Source organism: Longimicrobiaceae bacterium, from assembly GCA_035936415.1.
Classification (GTDB): Bacteria; Gemmatimonadota; Gemmatimonadetes; order Longimicrobiales; family Longimicrobiaceae; genus JAFAYN01.
Window position 1 is genome coordinate 1 of the sequence record DASYWD010000180.1, and the last position, 22,047, is coordinate 22,047.

Below are 22,047 nucleotides of genomic sequence, written 5' to 3' on the forward strand. Positions count from 1 at the left end.
GCCCCGGCGAGATCGCCGGGGCCGCTGCCGTTCACCGGAGCCCTCCGCTACGCCGCCTGCTCCGCGGCCTGCTCCTCCGGGGCCTTCCGGTGCGTGAGCGCGGCGCGGGCGGCGGCCAGGCGCGCCACCGGCACCCGGTACGGCGAGCAGGACACGTAGTTCAGCCCCGCGGCATGGAAGAACTCCACCGAGCGCGGGTCCCCGCCGTGCTCCCCGCAGATCCCCAGCTTCAGATCCGGCCGGGTCCCGCGCCCCAGGCGGCACGCCATCTCCACCAGCTTCCCGACGCCCTCCCGGTCCAGCGTCTGGAAGGGGTCGTCCGGGAGGATCCCCGCCTCCACGTAGGTCGGGAGGAAGCTCCCCGCGTCGTCGCGCGACATCCCCAGGGTGGTCTGCGTCAGGTCGTTCGTGCCGAACGAGAAGAACTCCGCCGCCTCGGCGATCCGGTCCGCGGTGAGCGCCGCGCGCGGAAGCTCGATCATCGTCCCCACCATGTAGTCCACGGTGGCGTCGGTCTGCTCGAACACCTCCTGCGCGCACTCGTCGATGATCTGCCGCTGCCGCCTCAGCTCCTCCACGGTGCCCACGAGCGGCACCATGATCTCCGGGCAGACGGTCACGCCCTCCCGCTGCACCGCCACCGCCGCCTCGAAGATCGCCTGCGCCTGCATCCAGGTGATGTCCGGGTGGGAGATCCCCAGGCGGCACCCGCGGTGCCCGAGCATGGGGTTCGCCTCGTGGTGCTGGTCCACCCGGGCCCGGAGCTTCACCGGGTCCGCCCCCGTCCTCCGGGCCAGGTCCTTGATCTCGGCCGCGCCGCTGGGGAGGAACTCGTGCAGCGGCGGGTCCAGGAGGCGGATGGTGACGGGGAGCCCGTCCATGGCGCGGAAGATCCCCTCGAAGTCCTCGCGCTGCATGGGGAGGAGCTTCGCCAGTGCGATGGCGCGCCGGGCGCCGGTCTCCGCCAGGATCATCTCCCGCACGGCGTCGATCCGCTCCCCCTCGAAGAACATGTGCTCGGTGCGGCAGAGGCCGATCCCCTCCGCCCCGAACTTGCGCGCCACCTCCGAATCGTGCGGGGTGTCGGCGTTGGTGCGCACCCGGAGCGTGCGGAAGCCGTCGGCCCACCCCATCAGCCGCCGGAAGTGCTCCGACATCTCCGGCTCCACGGTGGGGACCTGCCCCAGGATCACCCGCCCGGTGCTGCCGTCCAGGGTGATCCAGTCGTTCTCCTTCACCGTGGCGTCGCCCGCGGTGAAGCGGCGGTACGCCTCGTCCACCTCGATCCCGCCCGCGCCGGCCACGCAGCACTTCCCCATCCCGCGCGCCACCACCGCCGCGTGCGAGGTCATCCCGCCGCGGCAGGTGAGGATCGCCTGCGCGGCCACCATCCCGTGGAAGTCCTCGGGCGAGGTCTCCCGGCGCACCAGGATGACCGGCTCGCCCGCGGCGCCGCGGGCCGCCGCGTCGTCCGGGCTGAACACCACCTTTCCCGACGCCGCCCCCGGGGAGGCGGGGAGGCCGGTGGCGATCACGCGCACGCTGGCGCCCGGATCGATCATGGGGTGCAGCAGCTGCTCCACCTGCACGGGGTCCACGCGCAGCACCGCCTCCTCCGGGGTGATGAGCCCCTCGTCCACCATCTCCACCGCGATCCGCACCGCCGCCGCCGCGGAGCGCTTCCCGGTGCGCGTCTGGAGGAGGTACAGCCGCCCGCGCTCAACGGTGAACTCCAGGTCCTGCATCTCCCGGTAGTGCCGCTCCAGCCGCTGCTGCACCTCCACCAGCTCGGTGTACGCCTGTGGGAGGCGCTCCCGCATGCCGGCGATGGGGAGCGGGTCGCGGATCCCGGCGACCACGTCCTCCCCCTGCGCGTTCACCAGGAACTCGCCGAAGAAGGCGCGTTCCCCGGTGGAGGGGTCGCGGGTGAAGGCCACGCCGGTCCCGGAGGTGTCGCCCATGTTTCCGAACACCATGGAGCAGACGTTGACCGCCGTCCCCATGTCGTCCGGGATGGCGTTGACGCGCCGGTAGGCCACGGCGCGCGGCGTGTTCCACGAGTCGAACACGGCGTTGATCGCCCCCCAGAGCTGCGCCTCCGGCTCCTCCGGGAAGGCGGTGCCCGTGGACCGGGCGACCAGCTCCTTGAACTCGCCGGTCAGGGCACGCAGGTCGTCCGCGCCGAGCTCCGTGTCCTCGCGGACGCCGCGGCAGCGCTTCTTCTCCTCCAGCACCTCCTCGAACTTCTCCGAGCGCACTCCCAGCACCACGTTGGAGTACATCTGCACGAAGCGGCGGTACGAGTCCCAGGCGAAGCGCTCGTCCCCGGCCATGCGCGCCAGCGCCTCCACGGTGCGGTCGTTGAGGCCCAGGTTGAGGATGGTGTCCATCATCCCCGGCATGGAGACGGCCGCGCCGGAGCGGACGGACACCAGCAGCGGCGACTCCCCCCCGCCGAAGGTCTTCCCGGTCGCCTCCTCCAGCCGCCGGAGGTGCTCCGCGACCTGATCGCGGAGGCCGTCGGGGAGGTCGTGGTGGCGGAGGTAGTGCCGGCAGGCGTCGGTGGTGATGGTGAACCCCGGCGGCACCGGGACGCCGATGCGCGTCATCTCCGCCAGGTTCGCTCCCTTGCCGCCCAGCAGGGCCTTCATCTCCTTGCCGCCCTCGGCCTCGCCGGCGCCGAAGAAGTAGACGTAGCGCTGCGCCATTCTCTCCTCGTCGTTGGGATCTCGGGTCCAGTGGAGCGCGATCGGACCGTTCCGGATCGGGGGTCCGGCGGGTGGGATATGGCAAGATCAAAGCCGCCGGGTTGGGGAATGCCAGGCTCCGGCGCACGGGTCGGCAGGGATACCAACACCGCCAGGACGCGTGCGTCCCAGGGCGTTCGTGCGGCGGTTCGGACCGGCGCGACGGTGCTTTCCGGTGATAATATTGGCGCGCTTTATGCGTATAGAGAAAGACGATATTTGCGCATCCCCCTCGGGGGATGTGGTGGGAACCTATGTGCCTGGCGAGGTCACCATGAGCAGCACGAGAGTTCGGGCTCGTCGTTCCGAGCGCCTCTACCGGAGGACGCGGCACGCCTGCTGTATCTTCGGGGTCGCTCTGCTGGCAAGCTGCAGCGACGAGCGGGAGGATCCTTTCGGCCCGGACCCGGGCCCCGCACCCCGCCCGGAGGCCCCGACCGGTCCGTCGAGCGACGACACGGGAGACTCGCCTGCGATCAGGCGCATCGGCGTCGACATCAGCGCGACGGGGTCGTTCCGTCCGGGCGTCCCGATCACGGTCACGACCGTCGCTCGCGCGCAACGTCCAGCCGAAGGCGTCGAGTACGAGCTGATCGTTCTGGACGCGGAGGACAGCGGAGCGGGGTCACGCGGAAGGGGAAGAGTCCTCGACCGCTTCCGGGGCGCGCTGCCGCAGGGCGGGGAGCACCGGCTCACCGGGACCGTCACTTTTTCCCAGCCGGGATACTACCGGATAGTCGCGACTGCAGCAAGCCGCCGCCCCGAGAGCGAGCCGCTCTACGTTCCGGGACGGATACCGACGATCGACTTCAGCTCGGAAACTCTTTACGTCCTGGTGGATGAGAGCGGTGGGCGTGTCACCCGGGGCCCGGAATCGACTGTGATCGGTCCCGACCGCCTGCCTCTCTACGGCTCCTACGGCCCATTCACCTCCGGGCGGTACAGGACGCAGGCGCCAGGCGGGAACCTTGCTCGCGCGAACCTCGGCCAGACGCGGAACACGACGTTCACGGGTACGTTCGTGTACTACAACGACACCACTAAGGTGGACGAGCCGATCCACGACGCTCTGCTGACAATCGAGTGCCTGGATGCCAACTTGCAGGTGTACGATCGGTTCACCCGGACCACTGACGTGAACGGGAAGTATTCGTTTACGTGCACGTCGGGAATCTTCGATGGGCGTATCGACCTCCGGAACATCTACGCCGACGTCTACGGCCAGGACGGGGAGGCGGCCGGAATGCCGTACTTCAACGAGATGGAAGGCGCCAACCGGTATTTGAAGGCGTACAACCGCTTCGCGGCGTACGTGTTCGCGACCTACCGGCGGTACATTCCCCTGGCCGAGTCCCGGTTCGGAGTCTACAGGAGGAATGCGATCACCGCCTGGGTGTCGCCGTCGGATTCCACCTATCCCATCAACTACTGCGACAAGGTCACCACCCTCTGCCCACGGGAAGACCTGATCCGGCAGAACTACACCCGCACGTTCGGGGCGGACGGGACGTACGTTACGATGCACGAGTACGGTCATGCGTTCCACTATCGCGCGATCGAGCGGCCGGCGACCTACTACTGCAGCTCGAGCGGGGTGCACTACATCGACGCCCCGCACACGCTGTCCTGTGCGTTCGTCGAGGGGTTCGCAACCTTCTTCTCGGTCTGGCTGCTCGGGGACCGGCTGACGTACCAGTACTACAGTGACTACTCGGTCGAAAAGCAATCATACTGGAGGAATGGTGACGGCGTCATTATCGAGGGTGCAGCGGCCGGGTTCTTCTACGACCTCGTAGACGGGTCCGGTGACAAGGACGAGTCCAACAATACAGTGTACGAGGAGAGCTTCGACGACGCGGCTTATCCGGGCACGTTCATCACGAACATCATGGCGAAGTGCGCTCCCTGGAAGAGCGTCACGGGCGGCTACGAGTACACCTACTACCTAGACGGGCTGGATCAGGTTGTGTATTGCATCGAGGGGAACGTGAGCGCCGAGACCGAGTCTCAGAAGCATAGCACAAAATGGCGTCAGACCTGGGACGGAGTCACCTGGTCGCCCACGTTCTCCTACCCGGCGGGGTTCAGCGCGACCACCGTGCGCAGGCTCTGGAAGTACAACTTCTACGGAGTCAATCCGTAGCCGGGTGCGGGCGGAGGCGGGGTCCCCCTCCGCCCCTCCTAGAATCCCTTCGACGAAAGGGCCGACGATGATCCACTCCGTTCCCAGCCGGCCGCTGGCCCTCTGGGTGGTCGCTGCCCTACTGGCGTGCACCCCGCAGCCGCCCGGACTGGACCCCGATCCACCGCCCCCGAGCGGCATCGACGTGATGGGGGCGAGTTCCGAGTTCACGAGCACGCACCACGGGCGGCTGGAGGGTGTGGTAGCCGACCGCGAGGGACAGCCGCTGGAGGAGGTCGAGGTAACGACCCTGGCGCTCGCGGATCCGAGCCGCGGATCGCTCGCCCAGCACCGTGGCGTGAGCGACTCGGCCGGCAGGTTCACCGTGCCCGTGGGCGTCATCCTCCCGTCCGGCACTGACACGGCTACCTTGCGGATCGTAGTGCGGGGGATCGCCCGGGCTCCGAGGCATCCTCGTCCTTCGGCGAGCCCGTACTACACTGCGGACACTGTCGTGGCGGTGAGGGTGGTGCCGAGGAGCCGCCCGGCGCCGACCTCACGCACCGCGCTGCGGGTCGCGATCCCATAGGCGAGGCGCATCGCTCCCTGGGCTCCAGCGGGCGCTTGTAACCGTTGTAGCAGAACAGCCCCCGCACCGAAGAATCGGGCGAGGGCTGTTCTGTCGCGTGCCGTGGAATCCCGGAGGGGCTACTCCTCGCCCATAAAGGGGTACTGCCAGCTCCGCGGCGGCGAGAAGGTCTCCTTGATGGTCCGCGGCGAGATCCAGCGGACCAGGTTCAGGATGGAGCCCGCCTTGTCGTTGGTGCCGCTGGCGCGCCCGCCCCCGAAGGGCTGTTGCCCCACCACGGCGCCGGTGGGCTTGTCGTTGATGTAGTAGTTGCCCGCAGCGTGCCGCAGCTCGTGCTCCGCCTCCAGGACCGCACGCCGGTCGTTGGCGAAGATGGCGCCGGTCAGCGCGTACGGGGTGGTGCGGTCCACGACGCGGAGCGTCTCGTGCCACTTCGCCTCCGGGTAGACGTGCAGCGCCACCACCGGCCCGAACACCTCCTCGCACATGAGCTGGTACGCGGGGTCCTTGCTCTGCACCAGCGTTGGGTCGACGAAGTAGCCCTTCTCGTCGCTGAACCCGCCGCCCGCGAGGACCTCCACGTCGTCCGCCTCCTGCGCGTGCCTGACGTAGCCGGTGATCTTGTCGTACGCCTTCCGGTCGATCACGGCGCCCATGAAGTTGCGGAAGTCCGCCGGGTCGCCGACGCGGATCTCGGACATCATCTCCAGGGTCCGCTCCCGCACTCGTGGCCAGAGGGAGTCCGGGACGTAGATGCGCGAGGCGGCGCTGCACTTCTGTCCCTGGTACTCGTAGCCGCCGCGGACGATGGCGACGGCGAGCGCGTCCGGGTCGGCGCTGGCGTGCGCCACGATGAAGTCCTTGCCGCCCGTCTCCCCCACCAGCCGCGGGTAGCCGGCGTAGCCGCCGATGTTGTCGCCCACCGTTTTCCAGATGTGCTGGAACACCGCGGTGGAGCCGGTGAAGTGGACCCCGGCGAGGGCGCGGTCGCGCAGCAGCACGTCGCTGATCGCCACCGGGTCGCCGGGGACCATGTTCACCACCCCCGGCGGGAGCCCGGCCTCCTCCAGCAGCCGCATGATGTAGTAGCTGCTGTACATGGCGCTGGCCGCCGGCTTCCAGATCGCCACGTTCCCCAGGAGCGCGGGTGCGGTGGGGAGGTTCGCCGCGATCGAGGTGAAGTTGAACGGCGTCACCGCGTAGACGAAGCCCTCCAGCGGCCGGTGGTCCAGCCGGTTCCACGTCCCCGGCCCCGAGAGGGGCTGCTCGGAGTAGAGCTGCTGCGCGAAGTGGACGTTGAAGCGGAAGAAGTCGATCAGCTCGCAGGCCGCGTCGATCTCCGCCTGGTGCGCGGTCTTGCTCTGCCCCAGCATCGTCGCCGCGTTCAGGATGGGCCGGTACCGCGTCGCCAGCAGCTCCGCCGCGCGCAGGAAGACCGCCGCCCGCTCCTCCCACGGCCAGCGGGCCCAGTCGCGCTGGGCCTCGCGCGCCGCATCCACCGCCTGCCGGACCTCCGCCTCCCCGGCCTTGTGCCAGGTGGCGAGGACGTGCCCGTGGTCGTGCGGCATCACGGAGCTCTCGGTGTCGCCGGTGCGGATCTCCTTCCCGCCGACCATGACGGGGATCTCCACCTGCTCGCCGGACATGCGCTCCAACGCGGCCTTCAGCTCCGCGCGCTCAGGAGTGCCTGGGGCGTAGGAGAGCACGGGCTCGTTCACGGGCTGCGGGACCTGCGGTATGGAATTCATCACGTCTCCTGTGGTCAGAGTGAAGGCCGGTAAAGTATGCGCGGGGGCGGACCCGCGCCACCTTGACCCCGCCCGCGGGGCCGGGTAACTTTCGCCCCGGACGCGCCGCCTCCCACCCCTCCGTCGTGCCGCCATGAGCATCCTGGACCGGATCGAGGACACGCTCGACACCATCCGCCCCGCGCTTCGCTCCGACGGCGGCGACGTGGAGCTGGTGGGGTTCGACGACACGGCCGGCACGGTGCAGGTGCGGCTGATGGGGGCGTGCAGCGCCTGCCCGATCTCGACCATGACCATGAAGCAGGGGATCGAGCGCCGCCTCAAGGCGGCCGTTCCGGAGGTCCGGGAAGTCCAGGCGGTCTGACCGCCCACGGGACCCCTCTGCCTGGCCGACGCTCCGGAGGGGCGTCGGCTTTTTGCATCCGCCGACCGCCGGCGCCCGCGAGGGCTCGCCGGAGAGGATACCGATCGATGAACGTGGAGAGCAACCAGACGCTGCGCCGGGTGGCCGCGGCCCTCGCCGGGGTGGTGCACCCGCAGAGCGGCGACGACGTGGTGTCCAGCGGGCGCGTGCGCGACCTGCAGGTGCTGGAGGACGGGACGGTCCGCTTCCGTTTCGTCCTGCAGCCCGACGACCCCGGGACGCTGGTCCGCCAGGCGCGCGCCGCCGCGGAAGCGGTCGACGGCGTGGGGAAGGTGAAGATCGACATCTCCCTCCCCACCTCGGGTCCGCCGAAGCCGGGCCGCAAGGCGCCGGGCTCGGTCCCCGCGCCCAGGCCCAACCCGAACCTCCTCCCCGGCATCGGCCGGGTGATCGCGGTCAGCTCCGGGAAGGGCGGGGTGGGGAAGAGCACCGTCGCGACGAACCTGGCCGCCGCGCTGGCTGCCGAGGGGCACCGCGTGGGGGTGCTGGACGCCGACGTGTACGGCCCCAACGTCCCCCTGATGTTCGGGGAGCGCCGCCGCCCGAACGTGACCGGCACCAAGGGGGCGGAGAAGATCGAGCCGCTGGAGGCGCACGGCGTCCGCCTGATGAGCCTGGGCTTCCTGCTCGACGACGAGCAGCCGGCGATCATGCGCGGCCCGCTGATCGCCGGCATCCTCAAGCAGTTCCTGGAGCAGGTGGAGTGGGGCCCGCTGGACTACCTGGTCGTGGACATGCCCCCCGGCACCGGGGACGCGCAGCTCTCGCTCGTGCAGACGGTGAACGTGGACGGGGTGGTGATGGTCACCACTCCGCAGGACGTGTCCACCGGCGACGTGCTCCGGGGGATCAAGATGTTCGAGCGCACCAACACCCGCGTGCTCGGCATCGTGGAGAACATGAGCGGCTTCGTCTGCCCCTGCTGCAGCCAGCGCTACGAGATCTTCGGCCACGGCGGCGGCGTCCGCCTCGCGGAGCAGACCGGCGTCCCCTTCCTGGGCGACGTGCCGCTGGAGATGGAGGTGCGCCACGGCGGGGACGCCGGCACCCCGGTGGTGGTCGCCTCCCCGGAGTCCCCCGCCGGCATGGCTCTGCGCGAGATCGCCGGCAGGGTAGTGGCGCGCCTGGCGGAGCCCGCGGCGGGCCCCCACCCGGCGGCCTGAGAGCCGCCACCCTCCCCCGCATGCGGGAGAGGGAATGTTCACGGAGTCGTTCGGTACCCGCGCGGAGAGGGTCGCAGGGAGGGGGTGGGGGTGGTCGGAGGAAGAAGTGGATGTCTGAGCGAAGCGAGTTCACTTCTTCCGGAGACTACCCCCGCCCCCGACCGCAGCGCGAAAGAGCCTGGGACACGAAAAAAGGGGTGGTGGGCCACGATGGCCCGCCACCCCTTCGCCCATCTACCGTCCAGAGCTACGAATCGAGCCAGCGCTGATCGGAGGAGGAGGTGAGCTGCCGGTGCGAGCCTCCGCCGCTCTTCTGGAGCAGCTTCACGATCACGTACCCCACCAGCAGTACGGGAAGCAGCTTGAAGAGGAGCCCCACCGCGCCGACGGCGAGCCCGAAGATCGCGCCGAGCACGGCCAGGATCACGGCGACGGCGACGATGCCGGCGATTCCGAGGGCGAGCAGGGTGAGCAGGGCGGTGAGCATTGCAGCCTCCTTCTACGTGAGTTCTCGTGTGCTACTCGTCGATCCAGTCCACGTCGATGGAGCCGAGCGCGGCGTCCACCTCCACCGTCAGGCGGTTCTGGGCCGTCTCCCAGTTGCGGCTGTAGTACGCCCCTCCCCGCTTCACCATTCCCGTCGCGTCGAAGCTGGTCAGGAACGAGTCCTTGACCACCCGCACCCCCAGGCTGCGGGGGAAGCGCAGCGTGAGCGACCCGATCCCCATGGAGATCGTAGCCGTCGCGTTCCGGTCCCACGCGCCGCCGAAGTCGAGCACCGTCTCGCCGACCCCGCCCTTGAACCGGAAGCGGTCGGCGCGCGCGTTCCCCAGCCCGCGAGCCTCGAACTTCGCCGCCCCGGCCTCCAGCCGCACCTCGTCCGCGGCGACCCGGTTGGGCTTCCCGAAGGCGACGACGGTCTCGCTGGCCCCGGTCGCGACGCGCAGCTTCCGCACGGCCAGCCCGCCGAGGTCGATGTCCGCGTCGCCCGCGCCGAACTTCAGCTCCAGGTCGAGCGGGACGTCCCGGCTCAGGCGGAGGTCGGCGCGGGACTCGTCGGAGATGCGGTCCATGCGGATCCCGCGCTTCCGGTCGCGCGACTCCATCCCCACCCGGAGCCTCCCCGACGCGCGGTCGTACTCGGTGAGCGGGCTCACCTGGCCCTCGTCGTACCGCATCTCGAACTGGTAGAGGACCGGCCGCTCGGCCGGGGCCACCCGCAGCCTCCCGGCGCCGTACTCCACCTGGACGTCCAGGGCCCGCTCGCCGGACGGCTGCCGCGAAGAGGTGACCGTGCGCCAGCTCTGGGCGTCGGAGGCCGCCGCCGACCCGCACCCGGTGATCGCCGCGAGGGCGGCGGCCAGCAGGGTGCGGCGGGCGATCGCCGCGTCAAACATGGGGCTCCCTCGCGGCCGGCTCCGCGTCGAAGACCGGGTCCTCGTCGAGCACCGGGTCGTAGCCCCGGGCGAAGTAGTTCTCCCGCGTTCCGGCGCGGGTCAGGATCACCGCGCCCACGCCGAGGGTGGCGGCCACCCACAGGATCATCCCGCCGACCACCTTGAGGAGCGCGCCCGCCCACCCGAGGAAGCCGATCATCCCGATCATGTGTGCCGCCAGCAGCGGCGCCAGGAGGAGGCCGACCCCGAAGAAGACGTAGGCGTACGCGTTCCGGTAGCTGAAGTCGAAGCCGCCGCGCTGCTCCGCCGTGTACTCGCCGATCAGGTGCGCCACCGCCAGGAGCCCGAACCCGAAGGCGGCGACCACCATCACCGGGTAGAGCGGGACGGCCACCAGGAGGAGCGGAATCCCGATGATGGACACCGCCAGGGCGACCACCAGGAGGACGAACGCCGGCACGATCAGGAAGCTGGCCGCGAGCCCCACCGCCGCGGAGCGCCCCGGGGAGCTCCGCACCGTGTCGCTCACCTTGCGCAGGTAGGGGAGGCCGTAGAACACCAGGCCGGCGCCGATCCCCGCGAGCACCAGCCCCAGGGCGAGGGTGGAGAACACCCCCGCGATCCCCCGGCCGATGGGCTCGAACCACGAGCCGCCGAATCGCGCCGCGTGCTCGGGAGCCCGGGGCGGGCGCGGAGGCGCCTGGAGCGCGGGGATGTGCCCGTCCACCCCCACAGTGCGCATCTCGCCGAGGATGCTGCCGCCGTTGTCGATCAGCTCGCCCCCGGTCACCACCGCGTCGCCGAGGACCGTGCCGCCCTCCTCCATCACCAGGTCGCCCCCGGTCACCACGGCGTTGCCGCGGACCTCGCCCTCCACCCGCAGGTCGCCGCCGACGACCACCATGTCGCCGTCCACGGTCTCACCCTTCGCGACCACGTGGTCGCCGGTGAGCACGGAGACCCCCGCCCGGGCCGCCTCGGCCCGCGCCCGGGCCATCTCTCGTGCCGCTTCGCGCTGGGCCCGTGCAGACTCCTGGGCCGCCTCCCGGTGGGCCCGGGCGGCCTCACGCGTCGCCTCGCGCCGGGCCTCCGCCGCCTCGCGGCGCACCTCGTCGCCCGCCGTGCTCTGCGCCGCCAGGGGCGCCCCGTCGGCTGCCAGGAGAGCCGCACCGAGCAGCAGCGCCGGTACCTTGAGAATGTCAGTTCGCATGGGCCACGCCCCTCATGGGGGTCCGAAGAAGTCGAACCAGCGTGTACGCCGCGACCGGCGTCGCCAGTGCCATGAACATCGCGACCAGGGAAAGCTCGCCCGTGGGGTTCCCCCACATCGCCCCGACCGCACCCTGCCCCCACTCCACGATCCCGCTCCGCGCCACCATATCCACCATCCCGTCGGCCGCGGCGCCGGCCGCCTGGCCGGCCCACCGCTCCGCCATCGTCATCAGCCCGCCCGCGGTCACCAGCGGCTGCGTGAGGAGCCACGCCGCTACCGCCAGCAGCGGAACGAAGGGCGCCACCAGCGCGGCGAAGAGCATCATCCAGCCGCGCCGGGTCGCCGGGAGCCACCGCCGCGCCCTCGCCAGCGCGGCGGAGCCCTCGGGGCGGATCGTCACCCTCGCCATCACGGCGTCTTCGAACCCGGGGGACGGCGCGAACCGGGGGAGCTGCGCCAGCGAGGCGAACAGCGCCCTGCTGGACTCCAGCTCCGCCGCGCAGAGGGCGCAGCCCTCCACGTGCGTCCGGACCTCCTCCCGCTCGTCGGGCGGGAGGGCGTCCTCCGCGTACAGCTCCAGTGTCCACTGCGGCACGTGGCCGAACGGGTATGACACGGGTTCCTTCTCCTGGTTGCTCGTGCGGCTCATCCCGATCTACGGGACGACTCCGCCGAAAGTTTCACCCTCAGGTCCGCGTGTGCGCGAGCGATTCGCGTAGCTCGCCGCGCGCGCGGTGGATGTATGTCTTCACGGTGCCCAGCGGCACCGCCATGATCTCCGCGATCTCCTCGTACGCCCGTCCCTCCACGTGGCGGAGGAGGACCGCCGTCTTGTACTCGGGCCGGAGCCGGCCGATGGCCTTCTCGATCTCCGCGCCCAGCTCGCGGGCCTCCAGCAGCTCCTCGGGGTTCTCGTCCTGGGAGACCGCAGTGATGCGCGTCGACTCGACCTCTTCGTCCGTCGTGGCATGTCGCGAGCCATCGAGCGAAACGGTGTCCGGCTCCTTCTTCCGGAGCGCGTCGATGGACACGTTGGTGGCGATCTTGAAGATCCAGCTCGAGAACTTGTACTTGGGGTCGTACCGGTCGATGTTGTTGAAGACCTTCACGAAGGTCTCCTGCGTCAGGTCCTCCGCCTTCTCCCGGTCCCGGACCATGCGGTACACGAGCGAGAACACCGGACGCTGGTAGCGGCCGAGCAGCTCCCGGTACGCCGCCTCGCTCCCCTTGCGGGCGCGGGTGACGAGCTCGTGGTCGGGTACTTGGGTCTGGTCCAATGTGCGGGCTGAGGGTCGGAGTGCTCTGCCTGGAGCCTGTACGGGAGCGGTGTGCGGGAAGTTTCAGGGGGCGGCGCAGGGTTGCCGCGGTGGGCGGGGGCAGGTAGCTTTGGTCGCTTATTTTACACGATTCTACCGTTCTTCGCGATGCCGTCCGCACCCAGCCGCCCAACCGTGCTCCCCGCGCCCGCCGACAAGGCCGCGCAGGTGCGCAGGATGTTCTCGTCGATCGCGCCGCGGTACGACCTCCTGAACCACCTGCTCTCGGCCAACGTCGACAGGCTGTGGCGCCGCCGCGCGGTGGACAGGCTGGGGTGGGAGCGGGCGCCGGAGGGGCGCTACCTGGACAACTGCGCTGGGACGCTGGACCTGGCGGTGGAGCTGGCGCGGCGCCCCGGCTTCCGGGGCCGCGTGGTGGGGAGCGACTTCACCTTCGCCATGCTGGAGCGCGGCCAGGACAAGGTCACGCGCCTCCCGGTGTGGTCCGCCTGCGCGGACGCGCTGATGCTCCCCTACCCGGACGCGACCTTCGACGGGTCCACCGTGGGGTTCGGGGTGCGCAACCTGGCGGACCTGGACGCGGGGCTCCGCGAGTCGGCGCGGGTGCTCAGGCCGGGGGCGCGGCTGGTGATCCTGGAGTTCACCACGCCCTCCTGGCAGCCGTTCCGGGGGCTGTACTTCTTCTACTTCCTCCGGGTGCTCCCGCTGATCGGGCGGCTCGTGTCGAAGCACTCCTCCGCCTACAGCTACCTCCCGGAGTCGGTGCTCGGCTTCCCGGAGCCGCCGGCGCTCGCGGAGAAGATGCGCCGCGCGGGGTTCGAAGAGGTGGGGTGGAAGACGCTCTCCGGGGGGATCGCCGCCATCCACTGGGGGACGCGCCGCTGATGCAGCAGATCATCTCGGTCTTCGGCGCGGGGCTTTTCGTCTCCTTCGTCCTGTGCTGCGTCGCCTCGGCCATGCTGCAGGTGCTGGCGTGGACCCGGCACGCGCGCGAAGGGGCGCCGGTTTCGATCCGGGCGCTCTGGAAGCCGGAGGAGCACTTCGACGAGGTAGGCATCCGGCAGATCGGGCTCGCCCGTACGCTGCTCACCATCGGCGGGGTGGCGTACCTGAGCCTCGGGGTGCTCACGCTCGCCGCCCGGGCGGTCCAGTAGGCCGGCGCTCGCAACGACCGCGATCAACGTCGTACAGAGATAGATGATCTTTCAGAACCTGCGCGAGTTCCTGCGCTACCTGGACCGGACGGGCCAGCTGGTGCGCGTCCGGCAGCCGGTGTCGGTGGACCTGGAGATGGCGGAGATCACCGACCGCACCATGAAGCTCCCGGGTGGCGGGCCGGCGCTCCTCTTCGAGCGGCCGGTGCTGATGGACGGCACGGAGAGCGACATCCCCGTGGCGATCAACATCTTCGGGAGCTGGCGGCGGATGTCGGCGGCGCTGGGGGTGCGCGACGTGGAGGAGCACGCCCGGCGCATCGCGGAGCTGGTCAAGCCGGAGATCCCCAAGGGGCTCTGGGGGAAGATGCAGCTCCTCCCCAAGCTGGCGGAGCTGGCGAAGGTGCCGCCGCGGCCGTTCCGGGGGAAGCCGCCCTGCCAGGAGATCGTGCTGCGCGAGGGGGAGTTCGACCTGACCCGGCTCCCGGTGCTGAAGACCTGGCCGGACGACGGCGGGCCCTTCATCACCCTCCCGATGGTGATCACCGCCGACCCCGAGACCGGGGTGCAGAACATCGGGATGTACCGGATGCAGGTGTTCGGGCCGGAGTCCACGGGGATGCACTGGCAGCGCCACAAGGGCGGCGCGGGGCACTACCGGGCGTGGAAGCGGACGCGCGGGGGGCGGATGCCGGTGGTGGTCGCCATCGGCGGCGACCCGGCGACCATGTACACGCCCAGCGCGCCGCTCCCGCCGGGGATCGACGAGTACCTGTTCGGCGGGTTCCTGCGGCGCGAGCCGGTGTACACGGCGAAGGCGCTGACCGCCGACCTCACCGTCCCCGCGCAGGCGGAGATCGTGCTGGAGGGGTACGTGGACACCGACGAGGAGCTGGCCGTGGAGGGCCCCTTCGGCGACCACACCGGCTTCTACACGCTGGAGGACCTGTACCCCGTCTTCCACGTGACCACGGTCACCATGCGGAGCGACCCGGTGTACCCCGCCACGCTGGTGGGGCGCCCGCCGGTGGAGGACGTGTACCTGGGCGGGGCGACGGAGCGGATCTTCCTGCCCCTGGCGCGGCTCACCATGCCGGAGATCGTGGACTACCACATGCCCCCGGAGGGGGTGTTCCACAACCTGGTCTTCGTCTCCATCCGCAAGGAGTATCCGGGGCACGCCTGGAAGGTGATGCACGGGCTCTGGGGGATGGGGCTGATGTCGCTGGCCAAGGTGATCGTGGTGGTGGACGAGTGGATCGACGTGCGGAACGTGCAGGAGGCGTGGTGGTACACGCTCGGCAACATCGACCCGGAGCGGGACGTCCGCTTCAGCAAGGGGCCGGTGGACGACCTGGACCACGCGTCGCAGCTCCCCTCCTACGGGAGCAAGATGGGGCTCGACGCGACGAAGAAGTGGCCCGAGGAAGGGTTCACGCGCCCCTGGCCCGAGATGATCGAGATGGACCCGCGGGTGAAGGCGCGGGTGGACCGGGTGTGGGAGGCGCTGGGGATCGAGCCGCTGGAGTGATGCGATGAGCGAGCGTTCGGAGCGCGCGGCGTGGCCGGTGGCGAAGGGGCGGATCGGCGATCCGGAGCCGAACCCTTATGCGCATCTCACGCCCGCAGAGCGGGTAGGCATGGTATGGGACCTTACCCGTACTGCGTGGGCCTTCATGGGGCATCCCGATGTTTCTGCCCGACTACAGAGAGATGTTGTCCGAGTTGTCCGGCGCGGGCGCTGAGTACCTGCTCGTGGGCGCCTTCGCCATGGCGGTCCATCAGCTTCCACGGGCAACGGGCGACATGGACATCTGGATCCGACCCGAAGAGGCGAACGCCCGCCGGGTGTGGGACGCTTTGGCGCGCTTCGGCGCGCCGGTGTCGAGCATCTCCGTCGAGGAACTCGCCCGGCCGGGCTTCTTCTTCCAGATCGGGGTCGCGCCGGTCCGGATAGACATCCTGACGGACATCGACGGTGTCTCCTTCGATGATGCCTGGGCGGATCGGAAGGTCCATGACCTCGGTGGGGTAGAGGTGCCGGTGATCAGTCGACGGCACCTACTGATCAACAAGAAGTCCACGGGGCGGCCGAAGGACCTCGCGGACGCTGCATGGCTTGAGGAATCGTCCGGTGGCTGAGCACGTTTTCGAAGGGCAGCACATCCACGGGCGCGGGCGCCTGGTGGACTACTCCAACCTGGTGAAGCTGCCGCACACGGTCTTCGCCCTGCCGTTCGCGCTGGTGGGGGCGACGCTGGCGTCGTACCACTTCCCGGTGCGCTGGACGGACCTGCTCCTGATCCTGGTGGCCTTCACCTCGGCGCGCTTCGCGGCGATGGGGTTCAACCGGATCGTGGACCGGGTCATCGACGCGCGGAACCCGCGGACGCGGATGCGGGAGATCCCCGCCGGGAAGCTGACGGTGGGGCAGGCGTCCGCCTCGGTGGCGCTGGCAAGCGTGCTCTTCCTGGTCTGCGCCGCCCTGCTGAACCCGCTCTGCCTGGCGCTGGCGCCCTTCGCGCTGGGGTGGATCTTCTTCTACTCCTACACCAAGCGCTTCACCCGCTGGGCGCACCTGGTGCTCGGCTTCGCGCTGGCGATCGCGCCGGTGGGGGCGTACCTCGCCATCGCCGGGGAGTGGAGCCGGCCTCCGGCCGCGCTCCTCGTGCTGGCGGGGGCGGTGCTCACCTGGGTGGCCGGCTTCGACGTGCTGTACTCGCTGCAGGACATGGAGTTCGACCGCGCGCAGGGGCTTCACTCCGTCCCGGCGGCCTTCGGGGCGCGGGGCGCGCTGGCCGTCTCGCGGCTGCTGCACCTGGCGTGCGCGGGGCTCTTCTTCCTCCTGGGGACGCTGGTCCCGGAGGTGGGCGGGCTCTACTACGCGGGGGCGGTGCTGGTCACGGTGATGCTGGCCTACGAGCAGAGCCTGGTGCGGGCGGACGACTTCTCCCGGATCGACGCGGCGTTCTTCAACATCAACGGCGTCATCTCCGTCGGCTTCTTCCTGCTGGTGCTCCTGGAAAGGCTGCTGGCGTGAGGCCGGCCGCGGACGCGCCGATCACCTTCGGGCTGACGGGGGCCTCGGGGGCGCCGTACGCGGTGCGCCTCCTCCGCGCCCTGAACGAGACGGCCACGCCCACGCGGCTGATCGTCTCCTCGTACGGGTGGCGGCTGCTGGCGGAGGAGTCCGGGATCGACGGCATGGAAGCGCTGCGCGCCGCCACCGGCGACTGGTCGCGGGTGGAGGTGTACGACGCGCTGGACCGCGGCGCCACCCCGGCCTCCGGCTCGGCGCCCTCGCGCGGGATGGTGATCTGTCCCTGTTCCATGGGGACGCTGGCCTCCATCGCCGCGGGGACCTCGCGCAACCTGGTGGAGCGCGCAGCGGACGTGGCGCTCAAGGAGCGGCGCCCGCTGATCCTGGTCCCCCGGGAGACGCCGCTCTCGCTGGTCCACCTCGAGAACATGACCCGCCTGACCCGCGCCGGCGCCACGGTGATGCCGGCCGCGCCGGGCTTCTACGCGCGCCCGCAGAGCATCGGCGACCTGGTGGACTTCGTGGTGGCGCGCATCCTCGATCACCTGGGGGTGGAGCACGGGATCGGGCGGAGGTGGAGGAGCGGGGAACAAACGAATGCAGAATGAGGAATGTAGAATGTAGAAACAACGGCCGGCGCTCCGGGTACCTCTTCTTCATTCTTCCTTCTCGACTCTGCATTCCATGAAGGTCGGCATCATCTCCGACACCCACGGCCTCCTCCGGCCCGAGGTGTTCTCGGTCTTCGAGGGCGTCGAGCACATCCTGCACGCGGGGGACGTGGGCCCCGTGGACCTGCTCGTCGAGCTGGAGGCGATCGCGCCGGTCACGGCGGTCTGGGGGAACACGGACGGGTGGGAGGTGCACGGGAGGGTGCCGGAGGTGGCGCGCGTGGAGCTGGCCGGGGTCCGGGTGACGGTCGTGCACGGGATGCAGGTGGGGTCGCCCACCCCGGCGAAGGTCGCCGCAGCGTACCCCGGCGCCGACCTGGTGGTTTTCGGGCACTCGCACCGGGCGGTCGTCGAGCAGGTGGGGGGCGTGCTGGCGGTGAACCCGGGGAGCGCGGGGCCGCGCCGCTTCCGCGACCCGGTCACGGTGGCGCTCGCGGAGCTGTCTCCCGGACGGACGTCCGCACGGCTGGTGGAGCTGGAGGTCTGATTCCCGGCCGGCGCCCCGCGAGCGGAGCGCCGGTGCACTTTCGCGGGTACCCTGACGGTGAGGAGTGGATGAATCGTATCTCGTGGGTCGGGAGGGCCGCGGCGGCCGCCCTCGTCCTGGCGCCCGTGCAGGGGGCCGCGCAGACGTTCGCGACGGAGAGCCCCGTGCTCCGGGCCATCTGGAACGTGGGGACCCGCGACTCGCAGCTGGAGCGGCTCGCGCAGACGCTGCTGGACTCGATCGGGCCGCGGCTCACCGGGACGCCGCAGCAGAAGCTGGCGAGCGACTGGGCCATCGCGCAGTACCGCGCCTGGGGGATTCCGGCGCGCGCGGAGCAGTACGGCACCTGGCGGGGATGGAGCCGCGGGATCACGCACGTGGACCTGGTGGAGCCGCGCGTCCGCTCGCTGGAGGGGACGATGCTCGCCTGGAGCCCCGGCACCGGGGGGCGGCCGGTGCAGGCGCCGGCCGTGGTCCTCCCGGACGTGCAGACCAAGGAGGAGTTCGAGGCGTGGCTCCCGCAGGCGCGCGGCAAGCACGTGCTGGTCTCCTTCCCCCAGCCCACCTGCCGCCCGGACGACAGCTGGGCGCGCTGGGCCACGGAAGAGACGCTGGAGCGGATGCTGCGCGAGCGAGCGGCCGCCGCGCAGGCCTGGACCCAGCGCGTCGCGCGCACCGGGCTCACCACGAGGACGCTCCCCGCGCGGCTGGAGGAGGCGGGTGCCGTGGGGGTGATCGCCTCCAACTGGTCGGCCGGCTGGGGCGTCAACAAGGTGTTCCAGGCCCGGACGACGCGCGTCCCGCACCTGGACCTGAGCTGCGAGGACTACGGGCTGGTGTACCGCCTGGCCGCCAACGGCCAGGGGCCGGTGCTCCGGGTGGCGGCGGAGTCGCAGGACCTGGGCGAGGTCCCGGTCTTCAACATCATCGCCGAGATCCGCGGCCGGGAGAAGCCGAACGAGTACGTGGTGCTCTCGGCGCACTTCGACTCGTGGGACGGCGCTCCGGGCGCGACGGACAACGGCACCGGGACGGTCACCATGATGGAGGCCATGCGCATCCTCAAGGAGGTCTACCCGAACCCGAAGCGCACGATCCTGGTGGGGCACTGGAACGGCGAGGAGCAGGGGCTCAACGGCTCGCGCGCCTTCGCCGCGGACAACCCGAAGGTGGTGCGCGGGCTGCAGGTGCTCCTGAACCAGGACAACGGCACCGGGCGCGTCGCCGCGATCTCGATGATGGGCTTCGCCGACGCCGAGCCGTACTTCGGCCGCTGGCTGGCGCGGATCCCCACGGAGATCACGCGGCACATCACCCTGGAGGCGCCGGGGACGCCGTCGTCCGGGGGGAGCGACCACGCGTCCTTCCTCTGCCACGGGGCGCCGGCGTTCGCGCTCTCGTCGCTGAACTGGGACTACACCAACTACACCTGGCACACCAACCGCGACACGTACGACAAGATCTCCTTCGACGACGTGCGCAACAACGCCATCCTCACGGCGATGCTGGCGTACCTGGCCTCCGAGGAGCCCACGCGGATCCCGCGCGACCGCCGCGTCGTGAGCCCCGCGAACGCGCGGGGCGCCCCGGGCGCCTGGCCCACCTGCCGGCAGCCGGCGCGCGCCTCGTCCCAGAGCGACCGGTGATTCACCCGGCGTAGGCCGCTCCGGGAGCCGCGGGTACGACGAAGCCCCTCCCCCGCGCCGGGGGAGGGGCTTCGTCACGTCGGTCCCCGTCTCCTGCCTTCCGCACCTCGCACTCCCCCTCACCCCCCCGTCGTGTCCGGCGGCGCCGCGCTGTCCGTCTGCTGCCCGTACACCTGCAGGAGGCTGTCGATGGAGGGTCGGGCTGCCGCGGGCGCCTCTTCCGCGGCCTCGCTCGCGGGGCGGCGGAGGGTGACGAGCGCCACCTCGGGCGGGGCGCCGAGGCGCACCGGGACGAAGCTGTAGCCCACGCCGCAGGTGATGAAGAGGCCGTTGCCGTCCACGCGGTACAGGCGGTCCTCGCCGGGGATGCGGCCCCCGGGGAGCTGCTCGGAGTTGACCCAGGAGAGCCGCGGGGAGCCGGGGACCTCCACCCGGCCGCAGAAGGTGTTGCCGGCCAGGACCAGCGGGTACGCGCTGTCGGGGGCGGCGAGCACCCCGGCGGGGAGGTGCGAGAGGAGGATCGGGGTGGAGCCGGCGCGCGGGATCGCGCTGAAGATCTCGGCCTGCCGCCACGCCGGGCGCCGGGGGACGAACGGGTCGATCCCGGCGATGTAGATGGTGTCGCTGCCGCGGACCACCCGGCCGCGCTCGTTCTCCAGCACCACGATCCCGTTGTCGTGCAGCACCTGGCGGAGGCGGATGGCGGCGCTGTCCGGCTCCGAGCTGGGGCCGTCGCCGGGGTCGCGCTTGTCGCGGTCGCCGAGGACCGCCATGACGGTGCGGCCGCGGAGCGGGGCGAGCACGCGGCCGAGCTCGTCCAGCCGGTCGCCGCGGGCGACGTAGTCGCCCAGGAGCACCACCACGTCCGGGCGCAGGGCGATCGCCCGCCGCACCGCGGCCTCTGCGACGCGCGCGTTGTCCTCCCACAGGCCGAGCTGGAAGTCGGAGAGCGCCGCGACCCTCATCCCGTCGAACGCCTCCGGGAGGCCCGGGACCTCCACCTCGACCGGGACGACGCGCAGGTTCTCGGCGGCGGTGGCGCCGTAGAGCGAGTCCGCTCCGGAGTCCTGGCCCACCAGCGTGGACTCCGGCTCTTTCAGGCGGTCGCCGCAGGCGGCGAGGGCGAGCAGCAGAAGGGCGCAAAGCGGGGAGCGGGTGCTCCGCATCGGTCTCGTCTCCGGGATCGGGCTGAGGGGGCGCGGTCCGCGCGTCGGCTCGCGCCCCCCGGCGCAACGCACGTGCCGGGCCGCGGCTACGCACTGCGGGGGAGCGCCGCCGCCCGCGCGGGCGGGACGGTGCGCTCCAGCTCCTCCGGGTGCGCGCGGAACCAGCGCGCGACGAGGAGAATCTCGTCGACCTGGTGCTTCGCCACCAGGGCCCCCTCGCACTCCGGGCGGGCGAAGTGCGCCGCTGCCACGCGCGCCAGGGCGCGCCGCTCGGCCGCCGTGCGCGGGGCGGGGGCCACCTCCCGGACCGTTCCCCGGCGCACCACGTACACCCGGTCGTCGCCGTCCGCGCCGGGGACGTGGTACAGGAAGCTCAGGTTCTCCAGCGCCTCGCGGAGCCGGCCGAACTCGTCGCGCAGCGCCTCCAGGCGGTGCATCCGGTCGCGGACGGAGGCGGCGTACTCGAACTCCCAGCGCTCCGCCGCGGCGATCATCCGCTCGTTCAGCCAGCGCAGCGGCTCGTCGGCGTCGCCGTTCAGGAAGGCGCGGGCCAGCTCCACCCGGCCGCGGTAGTCGTCCTGGGTGCACAGGGCGGCGCACGGCCCGCAGCAGAGCTTCAGCTCCCACCGGTGGCACCGCGGGGTGCGGTCCACCGCGAAGAGCTCGGACTGGTCGGCGAAGTGGATGGGGGTGGAGACGGGGCAGTCGCGCAGCCCCAGCAGGTCGTTCAGCTCGCGGACCGCCTCGGCGATGCGGCGCCCGCCGCGGAAGGGGCCGTAGTAGGTGGCGGCGTCGTCTGAGACGCCGTGCACCACGAACAGCTTGGGCGCGGGGCCGCCGGTGAGCTTGAGGAAGGAGTAGCGCCCGTCGCGCTTGTGCTGGACGTTGTGGCGCGGCCGGAAGCGCTTGATCAGCTCCAGCTCGCGCAGGAGCGCGGCGAACTCGCTGGGGTCGTACTCCCACGCGATGGTGTGCGCGTCGCCGACGATCCGGTGCGCCTTCTCGCCCTCCCTGGCGCGGAGGTAGGAGAGGAGCCGGGTGCGGACCTGCTTGGACTTGCCGACGTACAGCACCTCGCCGTCCTCGGCCAGCATCCGGTAGGTGCCGGGGAGGTTGCGGGCGTCGCGGATCTGCTCGCGGAGCGCGGCGTGTCGCGTGGGGGGCACGGCGGGGGTGGTGGGCCGGTGAAGAAAAACCGAACCC

At 71.1% G+C, this 22,047-nt stretch carries 21 protein-coding genes; 12 read left to right on the top strand and 9 right to left on the bottom strand.

The genetic code is table 11. The features are described from left to right. Window positions 1–47: 47 nt before the first annotated feature. Window positions 48–2,708 (bottom strand): pyruvate, phosphate dikinase, encoded by a 2,661-nt coding sequence (ppdK, locus tag VGR37_06990; protein ID HEV2147130.1) that lies wholly within the window; start codon window positions 2,706–2,708, stop codon window positions 48–50. A 313-nt stretch (window positions 2,709–3,021) separates the two neighbouring features. Here ppdK and VGR37_06995 point away from each other — a divergent pair, with 313 nt between their 5' ends. Continuing rightward, window positions 3,022–4,890 carry a hypothetical protein gene (locus VGR37_06995; protein ID HEV2147131.1) on the top strand — a complete coding sequence of 623 codons (1,869 nt, stop codon included), beginning with the start codon at window positions 3,022–3,024 and terminating at the stop codon, window positions 4,888–4,890. 67 nt (window positions 4,891–4,957) lie between these two features. Next, window positions 4,958–5,458, top strand: a complete 501-nt coding sequence (locus VGR37_07000) for a hypothetical protein (protein ID HEV2147132.1) — start codon at window positions 4,958–4,960, stop codon at window positions 5,456–5,458. Between the two features lie 119 nt (window positions 5,459–5,577). Here VGR37_07000 and pruA read toward each other — a convergent pair whose 3' ends face one another. Then, window positions 5,578–7,206: an L-glutamate gamma-semialdehyde dehydrogenase gene (pruA, locus tag VGR37_07005; GenBank protein HEV2147133.1), complete on the bottom strand. Its 1,629-nt coding sequence runs from the start codon at window positions 7,204–7,206 to the stop codon at window positions 5,578–5,580. 139 nt (window positions 7,207–7,345) lie between these two features. Between pruA and VGR37_07010 the strand changes: the two genes are divergently transcribed. After that, the gene (locus VGR37_07010; GenBank protein HEV2147134.1) at window positions 7,346–7,570 is read left to right on the top strand and encodes a NifU family protein; all 225 of its coding nucleotides are present in this window, start codon (window positions 7,346–7,348) and stop codon (window positions 7,568–7,570) included. A gap of 107 nt (window positions 7,571–7,677) precedes the next feature. Beyond that, a complete protein-coding gene (locus VGR37_07015; GenBank protein ID HEV2147135.1) occupies window positions 7,678–8,793 on the top strand; it encodes an Mrp/NBP35 family ATP-binding protein in 1,116 nt (371 codons plus the stop codon). Window positions 8,794–9,040: 247 nt separating this feature from the next. On the opposite strand, the gene VGR37_07020 is transcribed toward VGR37_07015, so the two are convergent. From VGR37_07020 to VGR37_07040, 5 genes are all read right to left on the bottom strand, one after another. Continuing rightward, on the bottom strand, window positions 9,041–9,280 hold the full coding sequence (locus VGR37_07020; protein ID HEV2147136.1) for a hypothetical protein: 240 nt from the start codon (window positions 9,278–9,280) through the stop codon (window positions 9,041–9,043). A 31-nt stretch (window positions 9,281–9,311) separates the two neighbouring features. Then, the gene (locus VGR37_07025) at window positions 9,312–10,190 is read right to left on the bottom strand and encodes a toast rack family protein (GenBank protein HEV2147137.1); all 879 of its coding nucleotides are present in this window, start codon (window positions 10,188–10,190) and stop codon (window positions 9,312–9,314) included. Next, window positions 10,183–11,400, bottom strand: a complete 1,218-nt coding sequence (locus VGR37_07030) for a polymer-forming cytoskeletal protein (protein HEV2147138.1) — start codon at window positions 11,398–11,400, stop codon at window positions 10,183–10,185. Before VGR37_07030 ends, VGR37_07025 begins: the two co-directional genes overlap by 8 nt. Beyond that, the gene (locus VGR37_07035) at window positions 11,390–12,019 is read right to left on the bottom strand and encodes a zf-HC2 domain-containing protein (GenBank protein HEV2147139.1); all 630 of its coding nucleotides are present in this window, start codon (window positions 12,017–12,019) and stop codon (window positions 11,390–11,392) included. The genes VGR37_07030 and VGR37_07035 overlap by 11 nt, the downstream gene beginning before the upstream one ends. Before the next feature lie 70 nt (window positions 12,020–12,089). Then, window positions 12,090–12,680, bottom strand: a complete 591-nt coding sequence (locus VGR37_07040) for a sigma-70 family RNA polymerase sigma factor (GenBank protein HEV2147140.1) — start codon at window positions 12,678–12,680, stop codon at window positions 12,090–12,092. Window positions 12,681–12,827: 147 nt separating this feature from the next. Between VGR37_07040 and VGR37_07045 the strand changes: the two genes are divergently transcribed. The 8 genes from VGR37_07045 (at window position 12,828) to VGR37_07080 (ending at window position 19,678) form a co-directional block, all read left to right on the top strand. Further along, window positions 12,828–13,565 (top strand): class I SAM-dependent methyltransferase, encoded by a 738-nt coding sequence (locus VGR37_07045; GenBank protein ID HEV2147141.1) that lies wholly within the window; start codon window positions 12,828–12,830, stop codon window positions 13,563–13,565. Continuing rightward, on the top strand, window positions 13,565–13,834 hold the full coding sequence (locus VGR37_07050) for a hypothetical protein (GenBank protein HEV2147142.1): 270 nt from the start codon (window positions 13,565–13,567) through the stop codon (window positions 13,832–13,834). The genes VGR37_07045 and VGR37_07050 overlap by 1 nt, the downstream gene beginning before the upstream one ends. A gap of 43 nt (window positions 13,835–13,877) precedes the next feature. Next, window positions 13,878–15,365 (top strand): menaquinone biosynthesis decarboxylase, encoded by a 1,488-nt coding sequence (locus VGR37_07055; GenBank protein HEV2147143.1) that lies wholly within the window; start codon window positions 13,878–13,880, stop codon window positions 15,363–15,365. A 158-nt stretch (window positions 15,366–15,523) separates the two neighbouring features. Next, a complete protein-coding gene (locus VGR37_07060) occupies window positions 15,524–15,976 on the top strand; it encodes a hypothetical protein (protein HEV2147144.1) in 453 nt (150 codons plus the stop codon). After that, a complete protein-coding gene (locus VGR37_07065; GenBank protein HEV2147145.1) occupies window positions 15,969–16,874 on the top strand; it encodes a UbiA-like polyprenyltransferase in 906 nt (301 codons plus the stop codon). The genes VGR37_07060 and VGR37_07065 overlap by 8 nt, the downstream gene beginning before the upstream one ends. Continuing rightward, complete coding sequence (locus tag VGR37_07070; GenBank protein ID HEV2147146.1) at window positions 16,871–17,482, top strand: flavin prenyltransferase UbiX; 612 nt, start codon at window positions 16,871–16,873, stop codon at window positions 17,480–17,482. Before VGR37_07065 ends, VGR37_07070 begins: the two co-directional genes overlap by 4 nt. A 76-nt stretch (window positions 17,483–17,558) precedes the next feature. Further along, window positions 17,559–18,032 carry a metallophosphoesterase family protein gene (locus tag VGR37_07075; protein HEV2147147.1) on the top strand — a complete coding sequence of 158 codons (474 nt, stop codon included), beginning with the start codon at window positions 17,559–17,561 and terminating at the stop codon, window positions 18,030–18,032. A 68-nt stretch (window positions 18,033–18,100) separates the two neighbouring features. Next, window positions 18,101–19,678, top strand: a complete 1,578-nt coding sequence (locus VGR37_07080; GenBank protein ID HEV2147148.1) for a M20/M25/M40 family metallo-hydrolase — start codon at window positions 18,101–18,103, stop codon at window positions 19,676–19,678. 119 nt (window positions 19,679–19,797) lie between these two features. Here the strand turns inward: VGR37_07080 and VGR37_07085 are convergent, their stop codons facing one another. Both VGR37_07085 and VGR37_07090 read right to left on the bottom strand, forming a co-directional pair. After that, window positions 19,798–20,844: a metallophosphoesterase gene (locus VGR37_07085; protein ID HEV2147149.1), complete on the bottom strand. Its 1,047-nt coding sequence runs from the start codon at window positions 20,842–20,844 to the stop codon at window positions 19,798–19,800. A gap of 86 nt (window positions 20,845–20,930) precedes the next feature. Next, window positions 20,931–22,010: a GIY-YIG nuclease family protein gene (locus tag VGR37_07090; protein ID HEV2147150.1), complete on the bottom strand. Its 1,080-nt coding sequence runs from the start codon at window positions 22,008–22,010 to the stop codon at window positions 20,931–20,933. Window positions 22,011–22,047: the final 37 nt, after the last annotated feature.